Consider the following 19,735-nt stretch of genomic DNA (forward strand, 5'->3'; position numbering starts at 1 on the left):
CCGGCGCGCGTCGTGTCGCTCGGCGCTTGGTCCTTCGCATCTTGAACGCCGTACCCCCTCACCCTAGCCCTCTCCCCGCCGGGGAGAGGGGACGAGGCCGCATGTGTGGCGGCTTCTTGTGTAACCTCTCGATCATCCGGGATGCGTTTGATGGTGGCGCGGACGATGGCTGTGTGGGCTAGTGCAACGGCGAGATAGAGCAGCGCGCCGGTCCAGATCAGCGCGACGAGGCGGTGGTCGAGCGCGAATAGCGCGCTTGCGGCGATGAAGCCTGCCGCCATCACCAGCGGCTTGGCGAGCGTGTCGGCGGCGAAGGCTGTGAGCGGGCGGCGCGTGCCGACCAGGATTGAGCCGTTGACGAAGGTGATGGCGGTGGCCGCCGCCATGATCAGGCCGGGAGCCAGGATTTCCGCCGGCAGCCGCAGCAGGCCGCCGATCGGCGCGGCGTACAGCAGCACCAGCGGCAGCGCGAGCGCGAAGACGATGGCGATGTGCAGAAACGAGCGACGGGCGAAGGCACTGAGATTGCGGCGGTTGTCCGCCGACCAGTACTCGGCGGCGAAGTAGCTGCCGACGGTCTGGAAGCCGAGCGGCATGGCGCAGGCGGTGATGTTGATCGCCGCCAGCGCCAAGAGATACTTGCCGAGCAGGTCGACGCTCCACAGCCGGGCGATGCCGGCCTGCAGCAGGAACATCAGCGCGGCGCCCGCAAGGCGCATGGCGAAGATGATCGCCGGCTGCGAGACGAGACGCGCGACGATCGTCATCTTTAGCCGGAAGAAGGCCGGCGCTGATCGGGACGCGCCTGATCCGACCACAGAAGGCGCACGCGGTGGCGGGCCTCGAGCAGCAGGTCGCGGACATCGAAGGCGAAGCAGCCGAGCGCGAGCATGTGCCGGCTCGCCGCGTAGTGAGCGATCGGCGCCAGCGTGACGATCCGCCCGGCATCGCCGACGAGGCCCTTCTTGAACTGATGCAGGCCGGTAAAGCCATCGGTGCCGCCGAGGTCGTACCAGCGCGCCTTCGTGTTCTCGCGCAGCCAGGCGATGATCTGCCACTGCAGGAAATAGCCGGCGCGCAGCGGCAACGCCTCATCGGTGGTCGCGCCATACATATAGGAGGTGGTGTCGCCGGCCTTGAAGATGACGGCACCGGCAACGATCGCCGCGTCCTTGCGCACGAAGAACAGCTCGGGACGAAGCTGCTCCGGCATCTCGAACATGGACTTCAGCGAGCGGTAGGCGGAATAGTCCGGAAACTTCTTGCGCTCGCTCATGGCGCGATAAAGCCGGTCGAATTCGCCGAAGGCCGAGGCATCGGCACGCTCGAAGGTGAGCCCGGATTTGAACGCGCGCTTGAGGTGGTAGCGCCATTTCTGGTCGAGGCTCGCGCGCTGCTCGGCGTCGCCGATCTGCAAATTGACCAGATAGCGGTCGGGGAAAGGAACGTTGCTGCCGGCGCGAAAGCCGCGCTCGCTGAGAATCTCGGCGTGCTTGTCGTCATCGACGGCGAGCGCGCGCGGCAGCACCGACAGGATGGCGCCGCGGCGGTTGGCGAACTCCTCGATCAGCGCCTCGACCATGCCGCGGTAGAGCGGCAGGCGGTCGGGCCGCTCGGCGTTCTTCAGCATCGGCGCCCACTTGCAGATCGCAAGCGTGCCGAGACCGAACGGCAGCGACCGCGTCATCACCAGCGCGCCGCCGACCACCTCGTCGCCGATCCTGAACAGACGCGGCTCGAGCCGCAAACTCGGCCAGCGCCCGGCGCTGAAGGCACATGTCTGCTCCTGGCAGATACCGTCGAAGCTCGCGGCGAGCGCGTCCCACTGCTCCGGCGCGATCGCATGTGAAAAGACCGGCCGCAGCCCGGCGCGATCAGGCGCGCGCCTGTCGACATCGTCTCTATTCCAGGCTGGGTCCGAAAGGCTGGATTGCAGCACCGCGTCGGTCATCGCTCGACTTTTCTGGCCGGTTGTCGAAGGCGTCCGGCCTTCTTTTTAAGGATCTCGTAGCTTTAAAGGATCTCGTAGCGCTCTGGATTTTTCCTAGCGTACCGATCGCTGATAAGTCCTTTGCGCGGCCGCTGCTCTTGGCCGGTTGGTTAACGGCAGGAAACCAAGTTCACGGCAGCCGGCAAATTGCATCGAAGTGGTAGGGGCTTGCAGGCGCGGTCGACGAAGGCGCGGCCAGATGCAGACAAGTTGACGCAGTTGGCGGCATCGTCATTGCGAGGGCGCAGCCCGAAGCAATCCAGCGCGGCGGTTGCGGCAGGTTCAGACTGGATTGCCGCGCCGCTTCGCGGCTCGCAATGACGAGCCAGGCTAAAACTTCACCACGTGGCGGAATGCGAGGTAGGGCCACGTGGCGCTTTGGGTCGTGACCTTCCAGGTCTGCGGCCAGAAGGCGCGCTTGCCGAACTGCTTTGTCACAGGGACCATGCCGACGACGAAAGCGACGAGAGCGACCGCGAGGTAGGCGAAGAGAATCCGTTTCCACATCGGCGGGGAAGGTAGCGCGTGGTGGTTAATGGAGGGTCAGTGCGGGGCACGCGTCATTGCGAACCATAGCCGTTCGAAGAACGGCGTCGCTTTGCTCGCCTATGGCGGCCCGGCAATCCAGCCAGCGGTTATCGTAGACTCAGACTGGATTGCTTCGCTTCGCTCGCAATGACGGTTATCCTCACGACGACGCCTACCCTGCCCGTGCCCGCTTGCGCAGGCGGAGGTGGGCGAGGCAGTCGCAGCCGGGCGGGTGGCTGAGGAGGTTGTCGTCGACGCCGGTGGAGCGCGCGGCGTCGGTCGCCGCCGGCTGCACTTTCTCTTGCGCCTTCTGCCGCGGGTTGTTGGCGTTGGCCGCGGGGATGTAGTTCAGGATCGGCGCCAGCCAGCGCTCGGTCTCGGCGACGCTCCAGCCCTTGCGGCCGGCATAGTCCTCGACCTGGTCGCGCTCGATCTTGCCGACACCGAAATACTCGGCCTGCTCATGGCTGAAGTAGAGACCCGACACCGACGAGCCCGGCCACATGGCAAAGCTCTCGGTGAGCTTCACGCCGGCGGTCGCCTCCGCATCGAGCAGGCGGAACAGGGTGCCCTTCTCGGTGTGATCAGGCTGCGCCGGATAGCCCGGCGCGGGACGGATGCCCTGGTACTGCTCGAGAATCAGTTCCTTGTCGGTCAGCGTCTCGTCCGGCGCGTAGCCCCAGAGCTCTTTCCGCACGCGCTGGTGCAGGCGCTCGGCAAAGGCTTCGGCGAGACGGTCGGCCAGCGCCTTGACGAGGATCGACGAGTAATCGTCGTTCGCATGCTTGAAGCGGTCGGCGATGACGTCCTCGCCGATGCCGGCGGTGACAACGAAGCCGCCGATGTAATCCTTCACGAAGGTGTCCTTCGGGGCGATGAAGTCCGAGAGCGCGACATTGTGCCGGCCCTCGCGCTTCTCCAGCTGCTGGCGCAGCGTGTGCAGGGTGGCGATCGCTTCCGTACGCTTTTCATCCGCATAGACGAAGATGTCGTCGCCGACGGCATTGGCCGGCCAGAAGCCGACGACGGCACGGGCGCGGAACCACTTCTCGTCGATGATCTGCTTCAGCATCGCCTGCGCGTCGTCGAACAGCTGGCGCGCGGCCTCACCCTGCTTCGGATCGTCGAGGACCGCAGGATATCTGCCACTGAGCTCCCAGGTCTGGAAGAACGGCGTCCAGTCGATATAGCGGGCGAGCTCCTCCAGCGAATAATCGTCGAAGCCGCGCAAGCCCAGGAACGACGGCCTGGCCGGCTGCGCCTTCGCCCAGTCGATCTTCAAGGCGTTCTCGCGCGCGGCCTTCAGCGTCAGCCGCTTCTTGTCGGCCTGCGCCTTCGCATGCGTATCGGCGATTTTCAGATATTCGTTGCGCACCTCGGCGGCGTAGGCAACGCGGCGCTCCGGCGACAACAGCGAGGAGGCGACGCCGACCGCGCGGCTGGCGTCATTCACGTGCACCACCGGCCCGCGCCGGTAGTTCGGATCGATCTTCACCGCCGTGTGCACGCGGCTGGTCGTGGCGCCGCCGATCAGCAGCGGCACGTCGAACTGCTGCCGCTCGAGCTCGGCCGCCAGATGGCACATCTCGTCGAGCGAGGGCGTGATCAGGCCGGACAGGCCGATGATGTCGGCGCCTTCGGCCTTGGCGGTCTCGATGATCTTCGCCGCCGGCACCATGACGCCGAGGTCGATCACCTCGAAATTGTTGCACTGGAGCACGACGCCGACGATGTTCTTGCCGATGTCGTGCACGTCGCCCTTCACCGTCGCCAGCACGATCTTGCCGGCGGAGTTGCGGCCGTCGCCGGCAATGCCGGCCTCGAGGTTGCGCCGCTTCTCCTCTTCCATGAACGGCAGCAGATAGGCGACCGCCTGCTTCATCACCCGCGCCGACTTCACCACCTGCGGCAGGAACATCTTGCCGGCGCCGAAGAGATCGCCGACCACGTTCATGCCGTCCATCAGCGGTCCCTCGATCACCGACAGCGGCCGGTCGGCGGCAAGCCGCGCGGCCTCGGTGTCTTCCTCGATGAACCCGGTGATGCCGTGCACCAGCGCATGCGACAGGCGCTTGTTCACCTCCCAGGAGCGCCAGGCGAGGTCGGCTTCCTTGGTCTGCTTCTCCTTGCCGCGGAAGCCTTCGGCGAGCGCCAGCAGGCGCTCGGAAGCGCCCGGATCGCGGTTGAGGATCACGTCCTCGCAGGCTTCGCGCAGCTTCGGATCGAGGTCGTCATAGACGGCCATCTGCCCGGCATTGACGATGCCCATGTCCATGCCGGCCTTGATGGCGTGATACAGGAACACCGAGTGCATCGCCTCGCGCACCGGCTCGTTGCCGCGGAACGAGAACGACAGGTTGGAGACGCCGCCGGAGATATGACAGTGCGGCAGGTTCTCCCTGATCCAGCGCGTCGCCTCGATGAAGTCGACGCCGTAGTTGTTGTGCTCCTCGATGCCGGTCGCGACCGCAAAGATGTTCGGATCGAAGATGATGTCTTCCGGCGGGAAGTTCACTCTTGTCGTCAGGATGTCGTAGGCGCGCTTGCAGATCTCGGTCTTGCGCGCGAACGTGTCGGCTTGGCCGACCTCGTCGAACGCCATCACCACGACGGCGGCGCCATGGCGGCGGGCGATCGTCGCCTCGTGGATGAACTTCTCCTCGCCTTCCTTCATCGAGATCGAGTTGACGATCGGCTTGCCCTGGATGCACTTCAGCCCGGCCTCGATCACGTGGAACTTCGAAGAGTCGACCATGACCGGCACGCGGGCGATGTCCGGCTCCGAGGCGACGAGGTTCAGGAACGTGACCATCGCGGCTTCGGAATCGAGCAGGCCTTCGTCCATGTTGACGTCGATCACCTGCGCGCCGTTCTCCACCTGATCGCGCGCGACCGCGAGCGCCGCGGTGTAGTCGCCGTTGGTGATCAGCTTGCGGAAGCGCGCGGAGCCGGTGACGTTGGTGCGCTCGCCGATGTTGACGAACGGAATGTCGGCGGTCAGCTCGAACGGCTCCAGCCCGGAAAGACGGAAGCGGCGCGGCACCTCGGCCACCACGCGCGGCTTGTGCAGAGCGACAGCGTCGGCAATCGCGCGGATGTGGTCCGGCGTGGTGCCGCAGCAGCCGCCGACGATGTTGACGAGGCCGGAGGCGGCGAACTCGCCGATCAGCCCGGCCATGTACTCCGGACTCTCGTCGTAGCCGCCGAATTCATTGGGCAGGCCGGCGTTCGGATAGGCGCACACCAGCGTGTCGGCGACGCGGCCGATATCGGCGACGTGAGCGCGCAGGTCTTCCGCGCCGAGCGCGCAATTGAAGCCGATCGAGAACGGATGGGCGTGCCGCACCGAATTCCAGAACGCTTCAGGCGTCTGGCCTGACAACAGGCGGCCGGACTTGTCGGTGATGGTGCCGGAGATCATCAGCGGCACCTGAACTCCCCGCTCCTCGCAGATCTCGGAGATGGCGTAGAGCGCGGCCTTGGCGTTCAGCGTGTCGAAAATGGTCTCGACCAAAAGAACGTCGGCGCCGCCATCGAGCAGCCCGCGCACCTGCTCGCCATACGCCTCGCGCAGTTCGTCGAACGTCACCGCGCGGAAACCCGGATTGGAGACGTCCGGCGAAATCGACGCCGTGCGGTTGGTCGGACCCAGCGCGCCGGCGACGAAGCGCGGCTTGCCGTCTTCCTTGGTGACGCGGACGGCGGCGGCCTTGGCGAGCTTCGCGCCTTCGAGATTCAACTCGTAGGCGATGCTCGACAGGTCGTAGTCGGCCTGGGCGATCGAGGTGGACGAGAAAGTGTTGGTGGCGACGATGTCGGCGCCGGCGCGCAGGTACTGCGCGTGGATCTCCTCGATCGCCTCCGGCTGGGTGAGGATCAGAAGGTCGTTGTTGCCGCGCAGGTCGCGGTGGAAGTCCTTGAAGCGTTCGCCACGGAATGCGGCCTCGTCGTACTGCAGGCCCTGGATCATCGTGCCCATGGCGCCGTCGAGCACAAGGATGCGCTCGCGCGCCAGGCTGCGGAGAGCGGTTTCGACTTTGCTGACTTTACTGACGTTCTGGGTCACAGGCACTTCCGTTGTTTTGGTCCGTCATTGCGAGGAGCGAAGCGACGAAGCAATCCAGTGCGGCGGTTGCGGCAGACTCAGCGCTGGATTGCTTCGCTTCGCTCGCAATGACGATTACGCCGCCTCCCGCGCGGCGTTGGCGCGGAAGCCGAGCAGATGGGAGATGGCGAAGACGAGATCGGCGCGGTTCATCGTGTAGAAATGGAAGTTGTCGACGCCATGCTTGTTGAGCTTCTGCACCTGGCCGGCGGCGACCGCCGCCGCGATCAATTTGCGCGTCTCCGGATCGTCGTCGAGGCCTTCGAACTTTTCCGCCAGCCATGACGGCACGCTGGCGCCGCAGCGCGACGCGACATTGCTCATCTGCTTGAAGTTCTGCACGGGCAGGATGCCGGGCACGATCGGCACGTCGACGCCGCGCGCGCGGACCCGGTCGACGTAGCGGTTGTAGAGGTCGTTGTCGAAGAAGAACTGGGTGATCGCGCGCGTCGCGCCGGCGTCGACCTTCGCCTTCAACGTGTCAACGTCGGCATCGAAGTCGGCGCTCTGCGGATGCTTCTCAGGATACGCGGAGACCGAGACCTCGATGTCGGGGTATCGCTTCTTGATGCTGGCGACGAGCTCGGCCGAGGTCTGGTAGCCGTCCGGATGCGCGGTGTAGGCGCCGCCCATGCCGCTCGCCGGATCGCCGCGCAGCGCCACGATGTGGCGCACTCCGGCGTCGTGATACCGCGCCACCACCTCGTCGATATCGGCACGCGAGGCGTCGACGCAGGTGAGGTGCGCGGCCGGCGTCAGGCGGGTCTCCTTCAGGATCCGCACGATGGTCGCATGCGTCCGCTCGCGGGTGGAACCGCCGGCGCCGTAGGTGACCGAGACGAACGACGGCTCCAGCGGCGCAAGCCGCTTGATCGTCGCCCAGAGCGTGCGCTCCATCTCCTCGGTCTTCGGCGGGAAAAACTCGAAGGAGATGCGCGGCAGCCTGCGGGAACCGCTGTTCCCAGTTGCACCACCTTGTGCGTTGCCTTGATCGTCGCTCATGCCTATCGCCCCGTAACCTGGTCACCGCCCTCGGTGACCGCTTCGCGTCCGTCAGTTCAATTTCACCGAGATTAAGCGAGCGTGCCCACCGGAAATAGCGGAAAATGGCAACACCTGCGTGGGAAGTTTCCCCAAATCGGCCGAAATACGAACTTCTCAAGAAATTATGACGCCAGTGGGACGCACGCGTCGCCGGCAGATGGCAATGAGATATCAAAAAATATCATATATAACAATATGATAATGAAGCGGCGTCCTAGCAACTAAAGTGGGAATTGTGACAATACTATCTCACTCTACGGTCAATCTTCCCACGGGTGATAGGATCGAAGCCCTGCAATGCCCGGCCGCGTCTTGGTCGACCGCCGCGACGCAGCTAGCCTGACGTCATGACCGACCTCTCCGTGCTCGACCTCTCCCTCGTGACCACCGGTGCGCCGCCCTCGAAGGCGCTGCGCAACTCGATCGACCTGGCGCAGCATGTCGATCAGCTCGGCTATTCCCGCTACTGGACGGCGGAACACCACAACCTCGCCTCGGTGGCGAGCCCGGCGCCGGACCTGATGATCGGCCAGGTCGCCGCCGCGACCAGGCACATCCGCGTCGGCTCCGGCGGGGTGATGCTGCCGAACCATGCACCGCTGGTGGTCGCCGAGCGCTTCAAGATGCTGGAGGCGCTGTTTCCCGGCCGCATCGACCTCGGGGTCGGCCGCGCGCCGGGCACCGATCCTGCGACAGCCTACGCGCTGCGGGCCAAGCTCGACGGCCGCAACGGCGACGAATTCCTCGAGCGGCTGATGGAGCTGATGCTGTGGGAGACGCGCAATTTCCCCGAGGGGCATCCGTTCAACAACGTGCACGCGATGCCGTCCGACGCGCCGCTGCCGCCGATCTGGCTGCTCGGCTCGTCCGACTACAGTTCGGATCTCGCGGCGCAGATCGGTATGGGCTTCGCGTTCGCGCACCACTTCGCCTCCTATGACGCGGTCGAGGCGATGACGCACTATCGCGCGCGCTTCAAGCCGTCGCCGGCGCGCACGACGCCGTGGTCGATTCTCGCTGTCGCCGTGGTGTGCGCTGCGACCGACGAGGAAGCCGAGTATCTCGCCCAGTCGATGGACCTGAACCGGCTGCGCCGCGACCGCGGCCAGTATTTTCCGCTGCCGTCGCCGGAAGAAGCGATGGCCTATCCCTACACCGAACAGGACCGCATCAAGCTGTCGCGCGCGCGCAAACGCCTGTTCGTCGGCAGCCCGGCAACGGTGCTGAGCAAGCTGCAGCCGATGATTGCGGCCTGCCAGGCCGACGAGGTGATGATCACCGCCAGCATCTTCGACCACGAGAAGCGCAAGGCGTCCTACACGCTGCTGGCGGAAGCGTTCGGCCTCAAGCGCAGCGCCGCGGCGTAATTTTGTCGTCCCTGCGAAAGCAGGGACCCATAAACTGCAACCTCGGTGAGGCTGAAAGCCTTGATGGCTGCCAGCGGCGATGACGACGAGCAACAATCGGCGTCGGTGGGCATGGGTCCCTGCTTTCGCAGGGACGACCGACTATTCGGCCGCGAACGTCTCGCGGAACGGATGCGCGGGATAGACGCCGATAATGCGGAATTCCTTGGAGAAGAACTTCAGCTCCTCCAACGCGAAGGTGAGACCGCGGTCGTCCGGATGCCCGTCCACGTCCGCATAAAACTGCGTCGCGAAGAAATTGCCGTCGACCATGTAGCTTTCCAGCTTGGTCATGTTGACGCCGTTGGTGGCGAAGCCGCCGAGCGCCTTATAGAGCGCGGCCGGCACGTTGCGCACGTTGAAGACGAACGTCGTGATCAGATGACCCGAATGCTGCTGCGCCCATTTCGGCTCGCGCGCCAGCACGACGAAGCGGGTGGTGTTGTGCGCCTCGTCCTCGACGTCTTCGGCCAGAATATCGAGACCGTAGATCCTAGCGGCCAGCGCGGAGGCGATCGCCGCGCACGACTTGTCGCCGCGCTGGGCGATGTCGCGGGCCGAGCCTGCGGTGTCGGCGGCGACGATCGGGCGGATGCCGAGCTTGCGGATGATGCGGCGGCACTGGCCGAGCGCATGCACGTGGCTTTCGACGGTCTTGATGTCGGCCAGCTTGGCGCCAGGCACCGCGACCAACTGATGGCGAACGGGGAGAAACCATTCGCCGATGATGAACAGCCCGGAATGCGGCAGGAGATGGTGGATGTCGGCGACGCGGCCGGCGACCGAGTTCTCGATCGGAATCATGCCGAGATCGGCCTCGCCGGACGAGATCGCGGCGAGCGCGTCCTCGAACGTCGCGCACGGCAGCGTCTCAGCGCCGGGATAGGCCTCGTCGATGGCGATGTGCGAATTGGCGCCCAATTCACCCTGGAATGCGATCTTCATGGGCGTGGTCTTAGCTGCTTCTGCTCATTGTTCAAGGCTTGCCGGCTTCAAGGCTTGCCGGCGAGCATCCGCCGGGCGGTCTGAAGATCGGCCTCGGTGTCGACGCCGAGCGGCACGGTATTGACGATAGTCACGTCGATCCTCATGCCGGCCTCGATCGCCCGCAACTGCTCGAGCTTCTCGCGCATCTCCAGCGGCGACGGCGGCAGGCCGACGAACCTTGCCAGCGCCGCGCGCCGATAGGCGTAGATGCCGATGTGATGGTAGCGCGGCCCCTCGCCAGAGGGCGCGGTCGCGCGCGTGAAATACAGCGCGCGCAGGCGGTCCTTCGCAAGCTGGCTGCCGATCGCCTTCACCACGTTCGGGTTGGTATGCTCCTCCGCCTCGCGGATTTCGGCGGCAAGCGTCGCGATGTCGACGGCCTGGTCGTCAAGCGAAGTCGCAACCGCTCGGATATCTTCCGCCGGGATAGTCGGCAGGTCGCCCTGCAGGTTGACGATCGTCGCCACCTGCCCGTCCGGGTCGAGCGTTTTCAGCGCCTCGAAGATGCGGTCCGAGCCGGAGGGATGGTCGGCGCGCGTCATCACCGCCTCGCCGCCATGCGCCTCGACCACACGCGCGATCTCGGGCGCGTCCGTCGCCACCACGGCGCGGCCGATCGCGGCAGCCTCCGCCCGGCGCAACACATGGACGATCATCGGCAGGCCGCAAATGTCCGCCAGGGGCTTGCCGGGCAGCCGGGTGGAGGCCATGCGCGAGGGAATCAGGACAAGGGTCGAGGCTGTCGTCATCGGCGTGAAACGCGCAGGTCACATGCGCAAAAGGACAAGGAGCGTAAGGGGTTTGCGAGCAAGGGATTTCTGCCCCATCCGGCGGCTTTTATACGGGTTGCCAGAGCCGGGGCAAACCGTTATCTCCCTCGCACCGAGCCGTTTCAGACGGGGCGGAACGTCCGTTCGCCGGGGGCGGGCGGACAGCGAAACACACTCTCTTCTGCCTGGGGACCCTGCTGAGAAAATGGACTCCTTCGAACTGAACAAGATTCTCGGCGCGCTTCTCGGAACGTGTCTTTTTCTCCTCGTGATGAACATCACCGCCGGCGCGATCTTCACGGCGCACAAGCCTGAAAAACCCGGCTTCGATATCGCCGTCCCGGATCAGCCTGCGGGCGATGCGTCAAAGGGCCCGGCGGAGCCGGCGAAGCCGATCGAGGAATTGCTCGCCAGCGCCTCCGTCGACAAGGGCGCCGCTGCCGCCAAGAAGTGCATCTCCTGCCACACCTTCGAGAAGGGCGGCCCCAACAAGGTCGGCCCGAATCTCTTCGGCGTCGTCGAGCGCGACAAGGGTTCGCACGCCGGCTTCAACTACTCCTCGGCGATGAAGGCGAAGGGCGGCAAGTGGACGTTCGACGATCTGAACCACTTCCTGCAGAGCCCGAAAGGCTTCGTCACCGGAACCAGCATGAGCTTCGCCGGTCTGCCGCGCGATACCGAGCGCGCCGACGTGATCACTTACCTGCAGTCCCTCGCCGACAATCCGGTGCCGCTGCCCACCGCGCAGAAGAAGTAGAAAAGTAAGCGCTTGCGGCATTAACGCATTAACGGGATTTAAGAATAGCGGCCGGGACTTCCCGGCCGTTGTCGTTTAAGCGTCAACTCCGCGTGAAAAGTGGCGTTTGGCCGCAAGAATTAACCGGCGCGGCTGGTGCCCCGGGGTGCGAAAACCGACATACTCGGCCGAACATTTCCGCACCTTTCAAGTTTCCCTCAAATCCCACTGCTGAGGATCATCATCTTGAGCATCTCCCGGCGACATCTCTTGCAAGGCAGCGCCGCACTCGCCGCGATGCCGCTCGCAAAATTTGGCGGCACGGCGCAGGCGCAATCCGAGAGCGCGCCCTGGCGGCACGCCCTCTCGCTGTTCGGCGACGTGAAGTACCCGGCCGGGTTCAAGCATTTCGACTACGTCAATCCCAATGCGCCGAAAGGCGGCACCGCACGGCAGATCTCGCTCGGCACGTTCGACAACTTTAACGTCGCGGTCGCCGGCGTGAAGGGCTCCATCGCCCCGGGCATCGGCAGCATCTACGAGACGCTGATGGTGTCATCGTTCGACGAAATCTCCACCGAATACGGACTATTGGCGGAGCAGGTTTCGCATCCGGACGATTTTGCCTGGGCAACCTATCGCCTGCGCCAGGAAGCCCGCTGGCACGACGGCAAGCCGGTCACGGCCGAGGACGTGATCTTTTCGCTGGAGCAGCTGAAGAAGCTGAGCCCGCGCTACGCGTCCTATTACAATCACGTGGTGAAGGCCGAGAAGGTCGGCGATCGCGACGTGAAGTTCACCTTCGACCAACCCGGCAACCGCGAGCTGCCGGTGATCGTCGGACAGCTCATGGTGCTGCCGAAGCACTGGTGGGAAGGCACCGACAAGGAAGGCCGGAAGCGCGACATCTCCCAGACCACGCTGGAGCCGCCGCTCGGCTCGGGTCCCTACCGCGTCAAGGACTTCTCGCCGGGCCGTTCGCTGACGCTCGAACGCGTCAAGGATCACTGGGGCGCGAAGCTGCCGGTCAGCGTCGGCCAGGACAATTTCGACGAGCTTCGCTACGAGTTCTTCCGCGACAACGTCGTCGCGCTCGAGGCCTTCAAGGCCGACCAGGCCGACTGGATCATCGAGAACAGCGCCAAGCAGTGGGCGACGGCCTACGACTTTCCCGCCGTGCGCGACAAGCGCGTCGTGCTCGAGGAATTTCCGATGCGCTCGAGCGGGCGGATGCAGGGCTATGCCTTCAACCTGCGCCGCGACGTGTTCAAGGATCCGCGTCTGCGCCGCGCGTTCAACTACGCCTACGACTTCGAGGAGATGAACAAGCAGCTGTTCTACGGCCAGTATAAGCGCATCAACAGCTACTTCGAGGGCACCGAGCTCGCATCCAGCGGCCTGCCGGAAGGCCTCGAGCTCGAGATTCTGCAGACCGTGCGGGGCAAGGTGCCGGAGGAAGTGTTCACCACCGCCTATACCAATCCGGTCAACGGCAGCCCGGAAGCAGTGCGCAACAACCGCCGCGAAGCGTTGCGCCTTCTGAAGGAAGCCGGCTTCGACATCAAAGATCAGAAGCTGGTCGACCCCAGCGGCAAGCAGGTCTCGGTAGAATTCCTCAGCTCGGATCCGAGCAGCGAGCGACTGATCCTGTTCTACAAGCCCTCGCTGGAGCGGCTCGGCATCAACGTGTCGGTCCGCACCGTGGACGACGTGCAGTACCAGAACCGCCTGCGGAATTTCGACTTCGATGTCGTCACCGGGCTCTGGGCCCAGTCGCTGTCGCCAGGCAACGAGCAGCTCGAATATTGGGGCTCGCGCGCCGCCGACCAGCCGGGATCCCAGAACCTCGTCGGGATCAAGAATCCCGCGGTCGACGAACTGATCCAGAAGATCATCTTCGCCAAGGACCGCGCGACGCTGGTCGCCGCTACCAAGGCTTTGGACCGCGTACTGCTGTGGAATTTCTACGTCGTCCCGCAGTTCACCTACGACAAGGCCCGCTACGCCCGCTGGGACCGCTTCAGCCACGCCGAACCGCTGCCGAAATATGGCGTCTCCGGCCTGCCCTCGCTATGGTGGTGGGACGCGGAGAAGGCAGCGAAAACAGGCGGCCGCAGTTGATCGAACGAAAGAGCATGCAATCGCCCTCGCGGCGGGACGTGCTGGTCATCGCCGCAGGCGCGGCACTGACCGGCGTTCCGCAGATCGCGCGGGCGCAGGAAAAGGCGGAAGCCGAACGACACGGGATTTCCGCCTTCGGCGACCTCAAGTATCCGCCGGATTTCAAGTATTTCGACTATGTGAATCCGTCCGCGCCGAAGGGCGGCCTGTTCTCGCAGATCGGCCCGACGCGCCAGTTCAATCAGAGCTTTCTGACGTTCAACTCGCTCAACTCCTACATCCTGAAGGGCGATGCGGCGCTGGGCATGGAGCTGACCTTCGCGACGCTGATGGCGCGCGCGAGCGACGAGCCGGATGCGATGTACGGATTTGCCGCCCGTGCGGTGACGATCTCGGACGACGGGCTGATCTATCGCTTCCTGATCCGAAGCGATGCGACATTCCATGATGGCAGCCGCCTGACGGCGCATGACGTCGCCTTCTCGCTGAACCTCTTGAAACAGCATGGTCATCCGAACATCACCCAGTTGCTGCGCGATCTGACCAGTGCCGACGCCGACGACGACCGCAGCGTCACGCTGCGCTTCGCCGAGAAGCGCGCGCGCGACGTACCACTGTTCGCGGCCGCGTTGCCGATTTTCTCGCGCGCCTATTACGGCAAGAAGCCGTTCGAGGAATCGACCCTCGACATTCCGCTCGGCTCCGGCATCTACAAGGTCGGACGCTTCGAACCGGGCCGCTATATCGAATACGAGCGGGTGAAGGACTCGTGGGCCGCCGGCCTGCCGGTGACGCGCGGCCAGTACAACTTCGACACCGTCCGGTTCGAATATTATCGCGACCGCGACGTCGCCTTCGAAGGCTTCACCGGTAAGAGCTACCTGTTCCGCGAGGAATTCACCTCGCGCATCTGGGCGACGCGCTACGATTTTCCGGCGATCAAGGACGGCCGCGTCAAGCGCGAGGTGCTGCCTGACGATACGCCATCCGGCGCGCAAGGCTGGTTCATCAACACGCGGCGCGAGAAGTTCAAGAGTCCGAAGGTCCGCGAGGCGCTGATCTGCGCCTTCGACTTCGAGTGGACCAACAAGACCATCATGTATGGCTCGTACGAGCGGACCCATTCGGTGTTCCAGAATTCCGACCTGATGGCGAATGGCCCGCCTTCCGCGGACGAGGTCGCCCTGCTCGAGCCGTTCCGCGACAAGGTGCCGGCCGAGGTGTTCGGCGAGCCCTACGTTCCGCCGGTGTCGGACGGCTCCGGGCAGGATCGCGCGCAGCTGCGGCGCGCGGGGCAACTGCTCAACGAGGCTGGCTATCCGATCAAGGATGGCAAACGGGTCGGACCGAACGGCGAGCGGCTGACGCTCGAATTCCTGCTCGACGAGCCGAGCTTTCAGCCGCACCACATGCCCTACATCAAGAACCTCGGGACGCTCGGCATCGATGCGAGCTTGCGGCTGATCGATGCGGCGCAGATGCAGAACCGGCGCAACGACTTCGATTTCGACCTGACGATTCAACGCTTCAGTTCGTCCTCGACGCCGGGAGATTCGCTGCGCACCTTCTTCTCCTCGCAAGCGGCTGCGATCAAGGGATCGCAGAACCTCGCCGGCATCGCCGATCCCGCCATCGATTCGCTGATCGAACAGGTGATCGCCGCCAAGGACCGCAAGACGCTGACGACCGCCTGCCGGGCGCTGGACCGACTGATCCGCGCCGGCCGCTACTGGGTCCCACAGTGGTACAAGGGCACGCACTGGATCGCCTACTGGGATATGTACGACCGGCCGCAGCAAAAGCCGCGCTACGCCCGCGGCGTATTGGAGACCTGGTGGTCCGATCCCGGCAAGGCCGCCCGGGCAAATCGTTCGGGCTGACGGACAAGTGCAACCGCTGCCTCGCCCAAGTGTTTGTTTAACAAGATGTGTTTGTTTCAGCTTGGCCGGCCCCAAAAGCCGGTTCCCGCGGCTCAGGAACATGATTTAGGACCGGCGCAGGATGACCGCTTACATTGGACGACGACTGCTGTTGATGATCCCGACGCTGCTCGGGATCATGCTGGTGTCGTTCATCGTCGTGCAGTTCGCGCCGGGCGGGCCGGTCGAGCGTGTAATCGCGCAGCTCACGGGATCCGACACCGGCGCAAGCTCGCGCATCTCCGGCTCGCCGGGCGGCGACTTCGCCGGCAAGAATCCGGGCGCTGCCGGTTCTGAAGTGAACTCGAAGTATCGCGGCGCGCAGGGCCTCGATCCTGAATTCATCAAAAGCCTCGAGCGGCAGTTCGGCTTCGACAAGCCGGCATACGAGCGCTTTCTGCTGATGCTGTACAACTACGCCCGCTTCGATTTCGGCAAAAGCTATTTCCGCGACGTCAGCGTGGTGCAATTGATCAAGGAGAAGCTGCCGGTCTCGATGTCGCTCGGCATCTGGATGACGCTGCTCTCCTATCTCATCTCGATCCCGCTCGGCATCCGCAAGGCGGTGCGCGACGGCTCCAAGTTCGACATCTGGACCTCCGGCGTCATCATCATCGGCTTTGCGATTCCAGGCTTCCTGTTTGCGATCCTGCTGATCATCCTGTTTGCCGGTGGCTCGTTCTTCAACATCTTCCCCTTGCGCGGACTGACCTCGGACAACTTCGCCCAGTTGCCGTGGTACGCGCAGATCGCCGACTATTTCTGGCATCTGACGCTGCCACTGATATCGCTGGCGCTCGGCGCGTTCGCGACAATGACGCTGTTGACCAAGAACTCGTTTCTCGACGAGATCCGCAAGCAATATGTGATGACTGCGCGCGCCAAGGGCTGCAGCGAAAACCAGGTTCTCTACGGCCATATTTTCCGCAACGCGATGCTGATCGTGATTGCCGGATTCCCCAGTGCCTTCATCAGCGCCTTCTTTTCGGGCTCGCTTCTGATCGAGACCATCTTCTCGCTGGACGGCCTCGGCCTGCTCGGCTTCGAGAGCGTGCTGAATCGCGACTATCCGGTGGTGTTCGGTACGCTGTTCATCTTTTCGCTGGTCGGTCTCGTCGTGAACCTGATCTCCGACCTGGCCTATATGTGGGTCGATCCGCGGATCGACTTCGAGGCGCGGGAGGTCTGATGGCGGTCACCGAGCAGCCGACGCGCACGCAGCAGGCGAAGCGGATCGAGACGACCGCGGTTTCGCCGCTGGGTGAAGCGGTCCCGCCGTCCGGACACGGCGTGTCGATCTCGCCGTTGAACCAGCGACGCTGGCAGAACTTCAAGGCCAACCGCCGCGGCTACTGGTCGTTCTGGATCTTCATGGTCCTGTTCGTGGTCTCGCTGTTCGCCGAGCTGATCGCCAACGACAAGCCGCTGATGGTGAAGTTCGACGGCCGCCTGTACTGGCCGGCGTTCGTCAGCTATTCGGAAACCACCTTCGGAGGCGACTTCGAAACGGCAGCCGACTATCGCGATCCCTATTTGCAGAAGCTGATTGCGGACAAGGGCGGCTTCATGGTCTGGCCGCCGATCCGCTACTCCTACAACACCCACAACCTCGACCTGCCGACGCCGGCTCCCTCCAAACCCACCTGGCTGCTGACCGAGGCGGAGTGCAAGCCGGTGGTCGAACGCAAGGGCCTGAAGAGCTGTAGCGATCTTGAATACAACTGGCTCGGCACCGATGATCAGGGCCGCGACGTGCTGGCGCGGCTGATCTACGGCTTCCGCATCTCTGTTCTGTTCGGGCTGATCCTCACAGCGATCTCGTCGGTCGTCGGCGTCGCCGCGGGTGGCATCCAAGGCTATTTCGGCGGCTGGATCGACCTGACGTTCCAGCGCTTCATCGAGATCTGGACGGCGATCCCTTCGCTCTACCTGCTGCTGATCCTGTCATCGATCCTCGTGCCGAGCTTCTTCGTGCTGCTCGGCATTCTGCTCCTGTTCTCGTGGGTCGCCCTGGTGGGGCTGGTGCGCGCAGAGTTCCTGCGGGGCCGCAACCTCGAATACATCCAGGCTGCACGCGCGCTCGGCGTCTCCAACAGCATCATCATGTTCCGCCACCTGTTGCCGAACGCCATGGTGGCGACGATGACGTTCCTGCCGTTCATCGTCTCGTCGTCGGTGATGACGCTGACGGCGCTGGATTTCCTCGGCTTCGGCCTGCCGCCAGGCTCGCCGTCGCTCGGCGAGATGCTGTCGCAGGGCAAGGCCAACGTGCAGGCGCCGTGGCTCGGCTTCACCGGCTTCTTTGCGGTTGCGATCATGCTGTCGCTGTTGATCTTCATCGGCGAAGCGGTGCGCGACGCCTTCGACCCGCGCAAGACGTTCAGGTAGATCATGGACGCAAGCCTCCAGCCTCTCCTCGACGTCCGCGACCTGTCCGTCGCCTTCCGCCAGGGCGGAGATGAACAGACCGCTGTCGACCACGTCTCGTTCAAGATCGACAAGGGCCAGTGCGTGGCGCTGGTCGGCGAGTCCGGCTCCGGCAAATCGGTCAGCGCGCTGTCGGTGCTGAAGCTGCTGCCGTATCCGGCCGCGCACCATCCGTCGGGCCAGATCCTCTTCAAGGGCCGCGACCTGCTCGAGCTGAGCGAGCGCGAGCTGCGCGGGATCCGCGGCAACGACATCTCGATCATCTTCCAGGAGCCGATGACCTCGCTCAATCCGCTGCACACGATCGAGCAGCAGATCGGCGAAATTCTCAGCCTGCACGGAGGCCTGCGCGGCCAGGCGGCCATGGCACGCATCATCGAGTTGCTGACCCAGGTCGGCATTCCCGATCCCGAAACGAGGCTTGGCGCCTATCCGCATCAGCTGTCCGGCGGCCAACGACAGCGCGTCATGATCGCGATGGCGCTCGCGAACGAGCCCGACCTTTTGATCGCCGACGAGCCGACCACTGCGCTCGACGTCACGGTGCAGGCGCAGATCCTTGAACTGCTCGCGGATATCCGCAAGCGGCTCGGCATGAGCCTCCTGTTCATCACTCACGACCTTGGCATCGTCCGGCGTATCGCCGACGTCGTCTGCGTGATGAACAAGGGCAAGATCGTCGAGCAAGGTCCGGTCGAGCAGGTGTTCACGTCCCCGCAACACCCTTACACCAAGGCGCTGCTCGCGGCCGAACCGAAGCCTGATCCGGCACCGCCGCGGCCGGAGGAACAGGTCGTCATCTCCTCAAATGACCTGCGGGTCTGGTTTCCGATCAAACGCGGCTTCCTCCGCCGCACGGTCGGGCACATCAAGGCTGTCGATGGCGTGAGCGTTGCGGTTCGCAAGGGAGAGACGCTTGGTGTCGTCGGCGAGTCCGGATCGGGAAAGACCACGCTCGGACTTGCGCTGTTGCGGCTGATTTCGTCGCAGGGCCCGATCGTCTTTCTCGGCAAGGACATCCAGGGTTTCCGCTTCAAGGACATGCTGCCGATCCGCCGCGATATGCAGATCGTGTTTCAGGATCCGTTCGGCTCGCTGAGCCCGCGCATGTCGGTCGGTGATATCGTCGCCGAGGGGTTGAGCGTGCATCAGCCGAAGCTGTCGGCGCAGGCGCGCGAAGAGAAGGTCATCGAGGCCTTGCAGTCGGTCGGCCTCGATCCGGCGACCCGCTTTCGTTATCCGCACGAGTTCTCCGGCGGGCAGCGGCAGCGCATCAGCATCGCGCGAGCCGTCGTGCTCGAGCCGAGCTTCATCGTGCTCGACGAACCCACCAGCGCGCTCGATATGCTGTTCCAGGCGCAGATGGTTGATCTGCTGCGCGATTTGCAGCGCAAGAGCGACCTGACTTACATCTTCATCTCACACGATCTGCGCGTGGTCGCCTCGCTCGCGAGCCATCTGATCGTGATGCGCCAGGGCAAAGTGGTGGAAGAAGGGCCGGCGTCAGAGATCTTCAAAAATCCGAAAAGCGACTACACGCGCGCACTGTTCGCCGCCGCCTTCAGGATGGAAGCGGCGCCAGTGGAGACCGTGGCGCAGTAGGTACGCGCGAGCGCGGTACATTCGTCATTGCGAGCGTAGCGAAGCAATCCAGTCTGAGCTTACCGCGAATGCTGTGCTGGATTGCTTCGTCGCCATAGGC

The 19,735-nt window shown here is 64.3% G+C and carries 14 protein-coding genes; 7 read left to right on the forward strand and 7 right to left on the reverse strand.

Translation table 11 applies throughout. The annotated features are described in order from the left end of the window. The 5 genes from RCO31_RS04640 to metF form a co-directional block, all read right to left on the reverse strand. Window positions 1–767: hypothetical protein (locus tag RCO31_RS04640; protein ID WP_308967068.1), on the reverse strand; the 767-nt coding region annotated here is incomplete at its 3' end. A gap of 2 nt (window positions 768–769) precedes the next feature. Further along, the gene (locus RCO31_RS04645; protein WP_308967069.1) at window positions 770–1,951 is read right to left on the reverse strand and encodes a GNAT family N-acetyltransferase; all 1,182 of its coding nucleotides are present in this window, start codon (window positions 1,949–1,951) and stop codon (window positions 770–772) included. Window positions 1,952–2,320: 369 nt separating this feature from the next. Then, the gene (locus RCO31_RS04650) at window positions 2,321–2,497 is read right to left on the reverse strand and encodes a hypothetical protein (protein ID WP_308967070.1); all 177 of its coding nucleotides are present in this window, start codon (window positions 2,495–2,497) and stop codon (window positions 2,321–2,323) included. A 193-nt stretch (window positions 2,498–2,690) separates the two neighbouring features. Then, a complete protein-coding gene (metH, locus tag RCO31_RS04655) occupies window positions 2,691–6,584 on the reverse strand; it encodes a methionine synthase (protein WP_308967071.1) in 3,894 nt (1,297 codons plus the stop codon). A 114-nt stretch (window positions 6,585–6,698) separates the two neighbouring features. Next, window positions 6,699–7,625, reverse strand: coding sequence for a methylenetetrahydrofolate reductase [NAD(P)H] (metF, locus tag RCO31_RS04660; protein ID WP_308967072.1), 927 nt, complete (start codon window positions 7,623–7,625; stop codon window positions 6,699–6,701). A gap of 389 nt (window positions 7,626–8,014) precedes the next feature. Between metF and RCO31_RS04665 the strand changes: the two genes are divergently transcribed. Then, a complete protein-coding gene (locus RCO31_RS04665; protein WP_308967073.1) occupies window positions 8,015–9,034 on the forward strand; it encodes an LLM class flavin-dependent oxidoreductase in 1,020 nt (339 codons plus the stop codon). Between the two features lie 141 nt (window positions 9,035–9,175). Here RCO31_RS04665 and RCO31_RS04670 read toward each other — a convergent pair whose 3' ends face one another. Together RCO31_RS04670 and RCO31_RS04675 are read right to left on the reverse strand one after the other, a co-directional pair. Next, window positions 9,176–10,018 (reverse strand): prephenate dehydratase, encoded by an 843-nt coding sequence (locus RCO31_RS04670; protein WP_308967074.1) that lies wholly within the window; start codon window positions 10,016–10,018, stop codon window positions 9,176–9,178. A gap of 47 nt (window positions 10,019–10,065) precedes the next feature. Next, window positions 10,066–10,809, reverse strand: a complete 744-nt coding sequence (locus RCO31_RS04675; RefSeq protein ID WP_308967075.1) for a 3-deoxy-manno-octulosonate cytidylyltransferase — start codon at window positions 10,807–10,809, stop codon at window positions 10,066–10,068. Between the two features lie 226 nt (window positions 10,810–11,035). Here RCO31_RS04675 and RCO31_RS04680 point away from each other — a divergent pair, with 226 nt between their 5' ends. The 6 genes from RCO31_RS04680 to RCO31_RS04705 all read left to right on the forward strand — a co-directional run bounded on the left by RCO31_RS04680 (window position 11,036) and on the right by RCO31_RS04705 (window position 19,635). Then, window positions 11,036–11,587, forward strand: a complete 552-nt coding sequence (locus tag RCO31_RS04680; RefSeq protein WP_308967076.1) for a cytochrome c family protein — start codon at window positions 11,036–11,038, stop codon at window positions 11,585–11,587. A 225-nt stretch (window positions 11,588–11,812) separates the two neighbouring features. After that, entirely contained in the window at window positions 11,813–13,687 is a 1,875-nt protein-coding gene (locus RCO31_RS04685) for an extracellular solute-binding protein (protein ID WP_308967077.1), read from the forward strand. 14 nt (window positions 13,688–13,701) lie between these two features. After that, window positions 13,702–15,567, forward strand: coding sequence for an extracellular solute-binding protein (locus RCO31_RS04690; protein WP_308967078.1), 1,866 nt, complete (start codon window positions 13,702–13,704; stop codon window positions 15,565–15,567). A gap of 121 nt (window positions 15,568–15,688) precedes the next feature. Beyond that, entirely contained in the window at window positions 15,689–16,795 is a 1,107-nt protein-coding gene (locus RCO31_RS04695; RefSeq protein ID WP_308967079.1) for a microcin C ABC transporter permease YejB, read from the forward strand. Further along, window positions 16,795–17,994 (forward strand): ABC transporter permease, encoded by a 1,200-nt coding sequence (locus tag RCO31_RS04700; protein WP_308967080.1) that lies wholly within the window; start codon window positions 16,795–16,797, stop codon window positions 17,992–17,994. The genes RCO31_RS04695 and RCO31_RS04700 overlap by 1 nt, the downstream gene beginning before the upstream one ends. Before the next feature lie 3 nt (window positions 17,995–17,997). Further along, on the forward strand, window positions 17,998–19,635 hold the full coding sequence (locus RCO31_RS04705) for an ABC transporter ATP-binding protein (RefSeq protein ID WP_308967081.1): 1,638 nt from the start codon (window positions 17,998–18,000) through the stop codon (window positions 19,633–19,635). Window positions 19,636–19,735 lie beyond the last annotated feature (100 nt).

The organism is Bradyrhizobium sp. LHD-71, from assembly GCF_031157255.1.
Taxonomy (GTDB): domain Bacteria; phylum Pseudomonadota; class Alphaproteobacteria; order Rhizobiales; family Xanthobacteraceae; genus P52-10.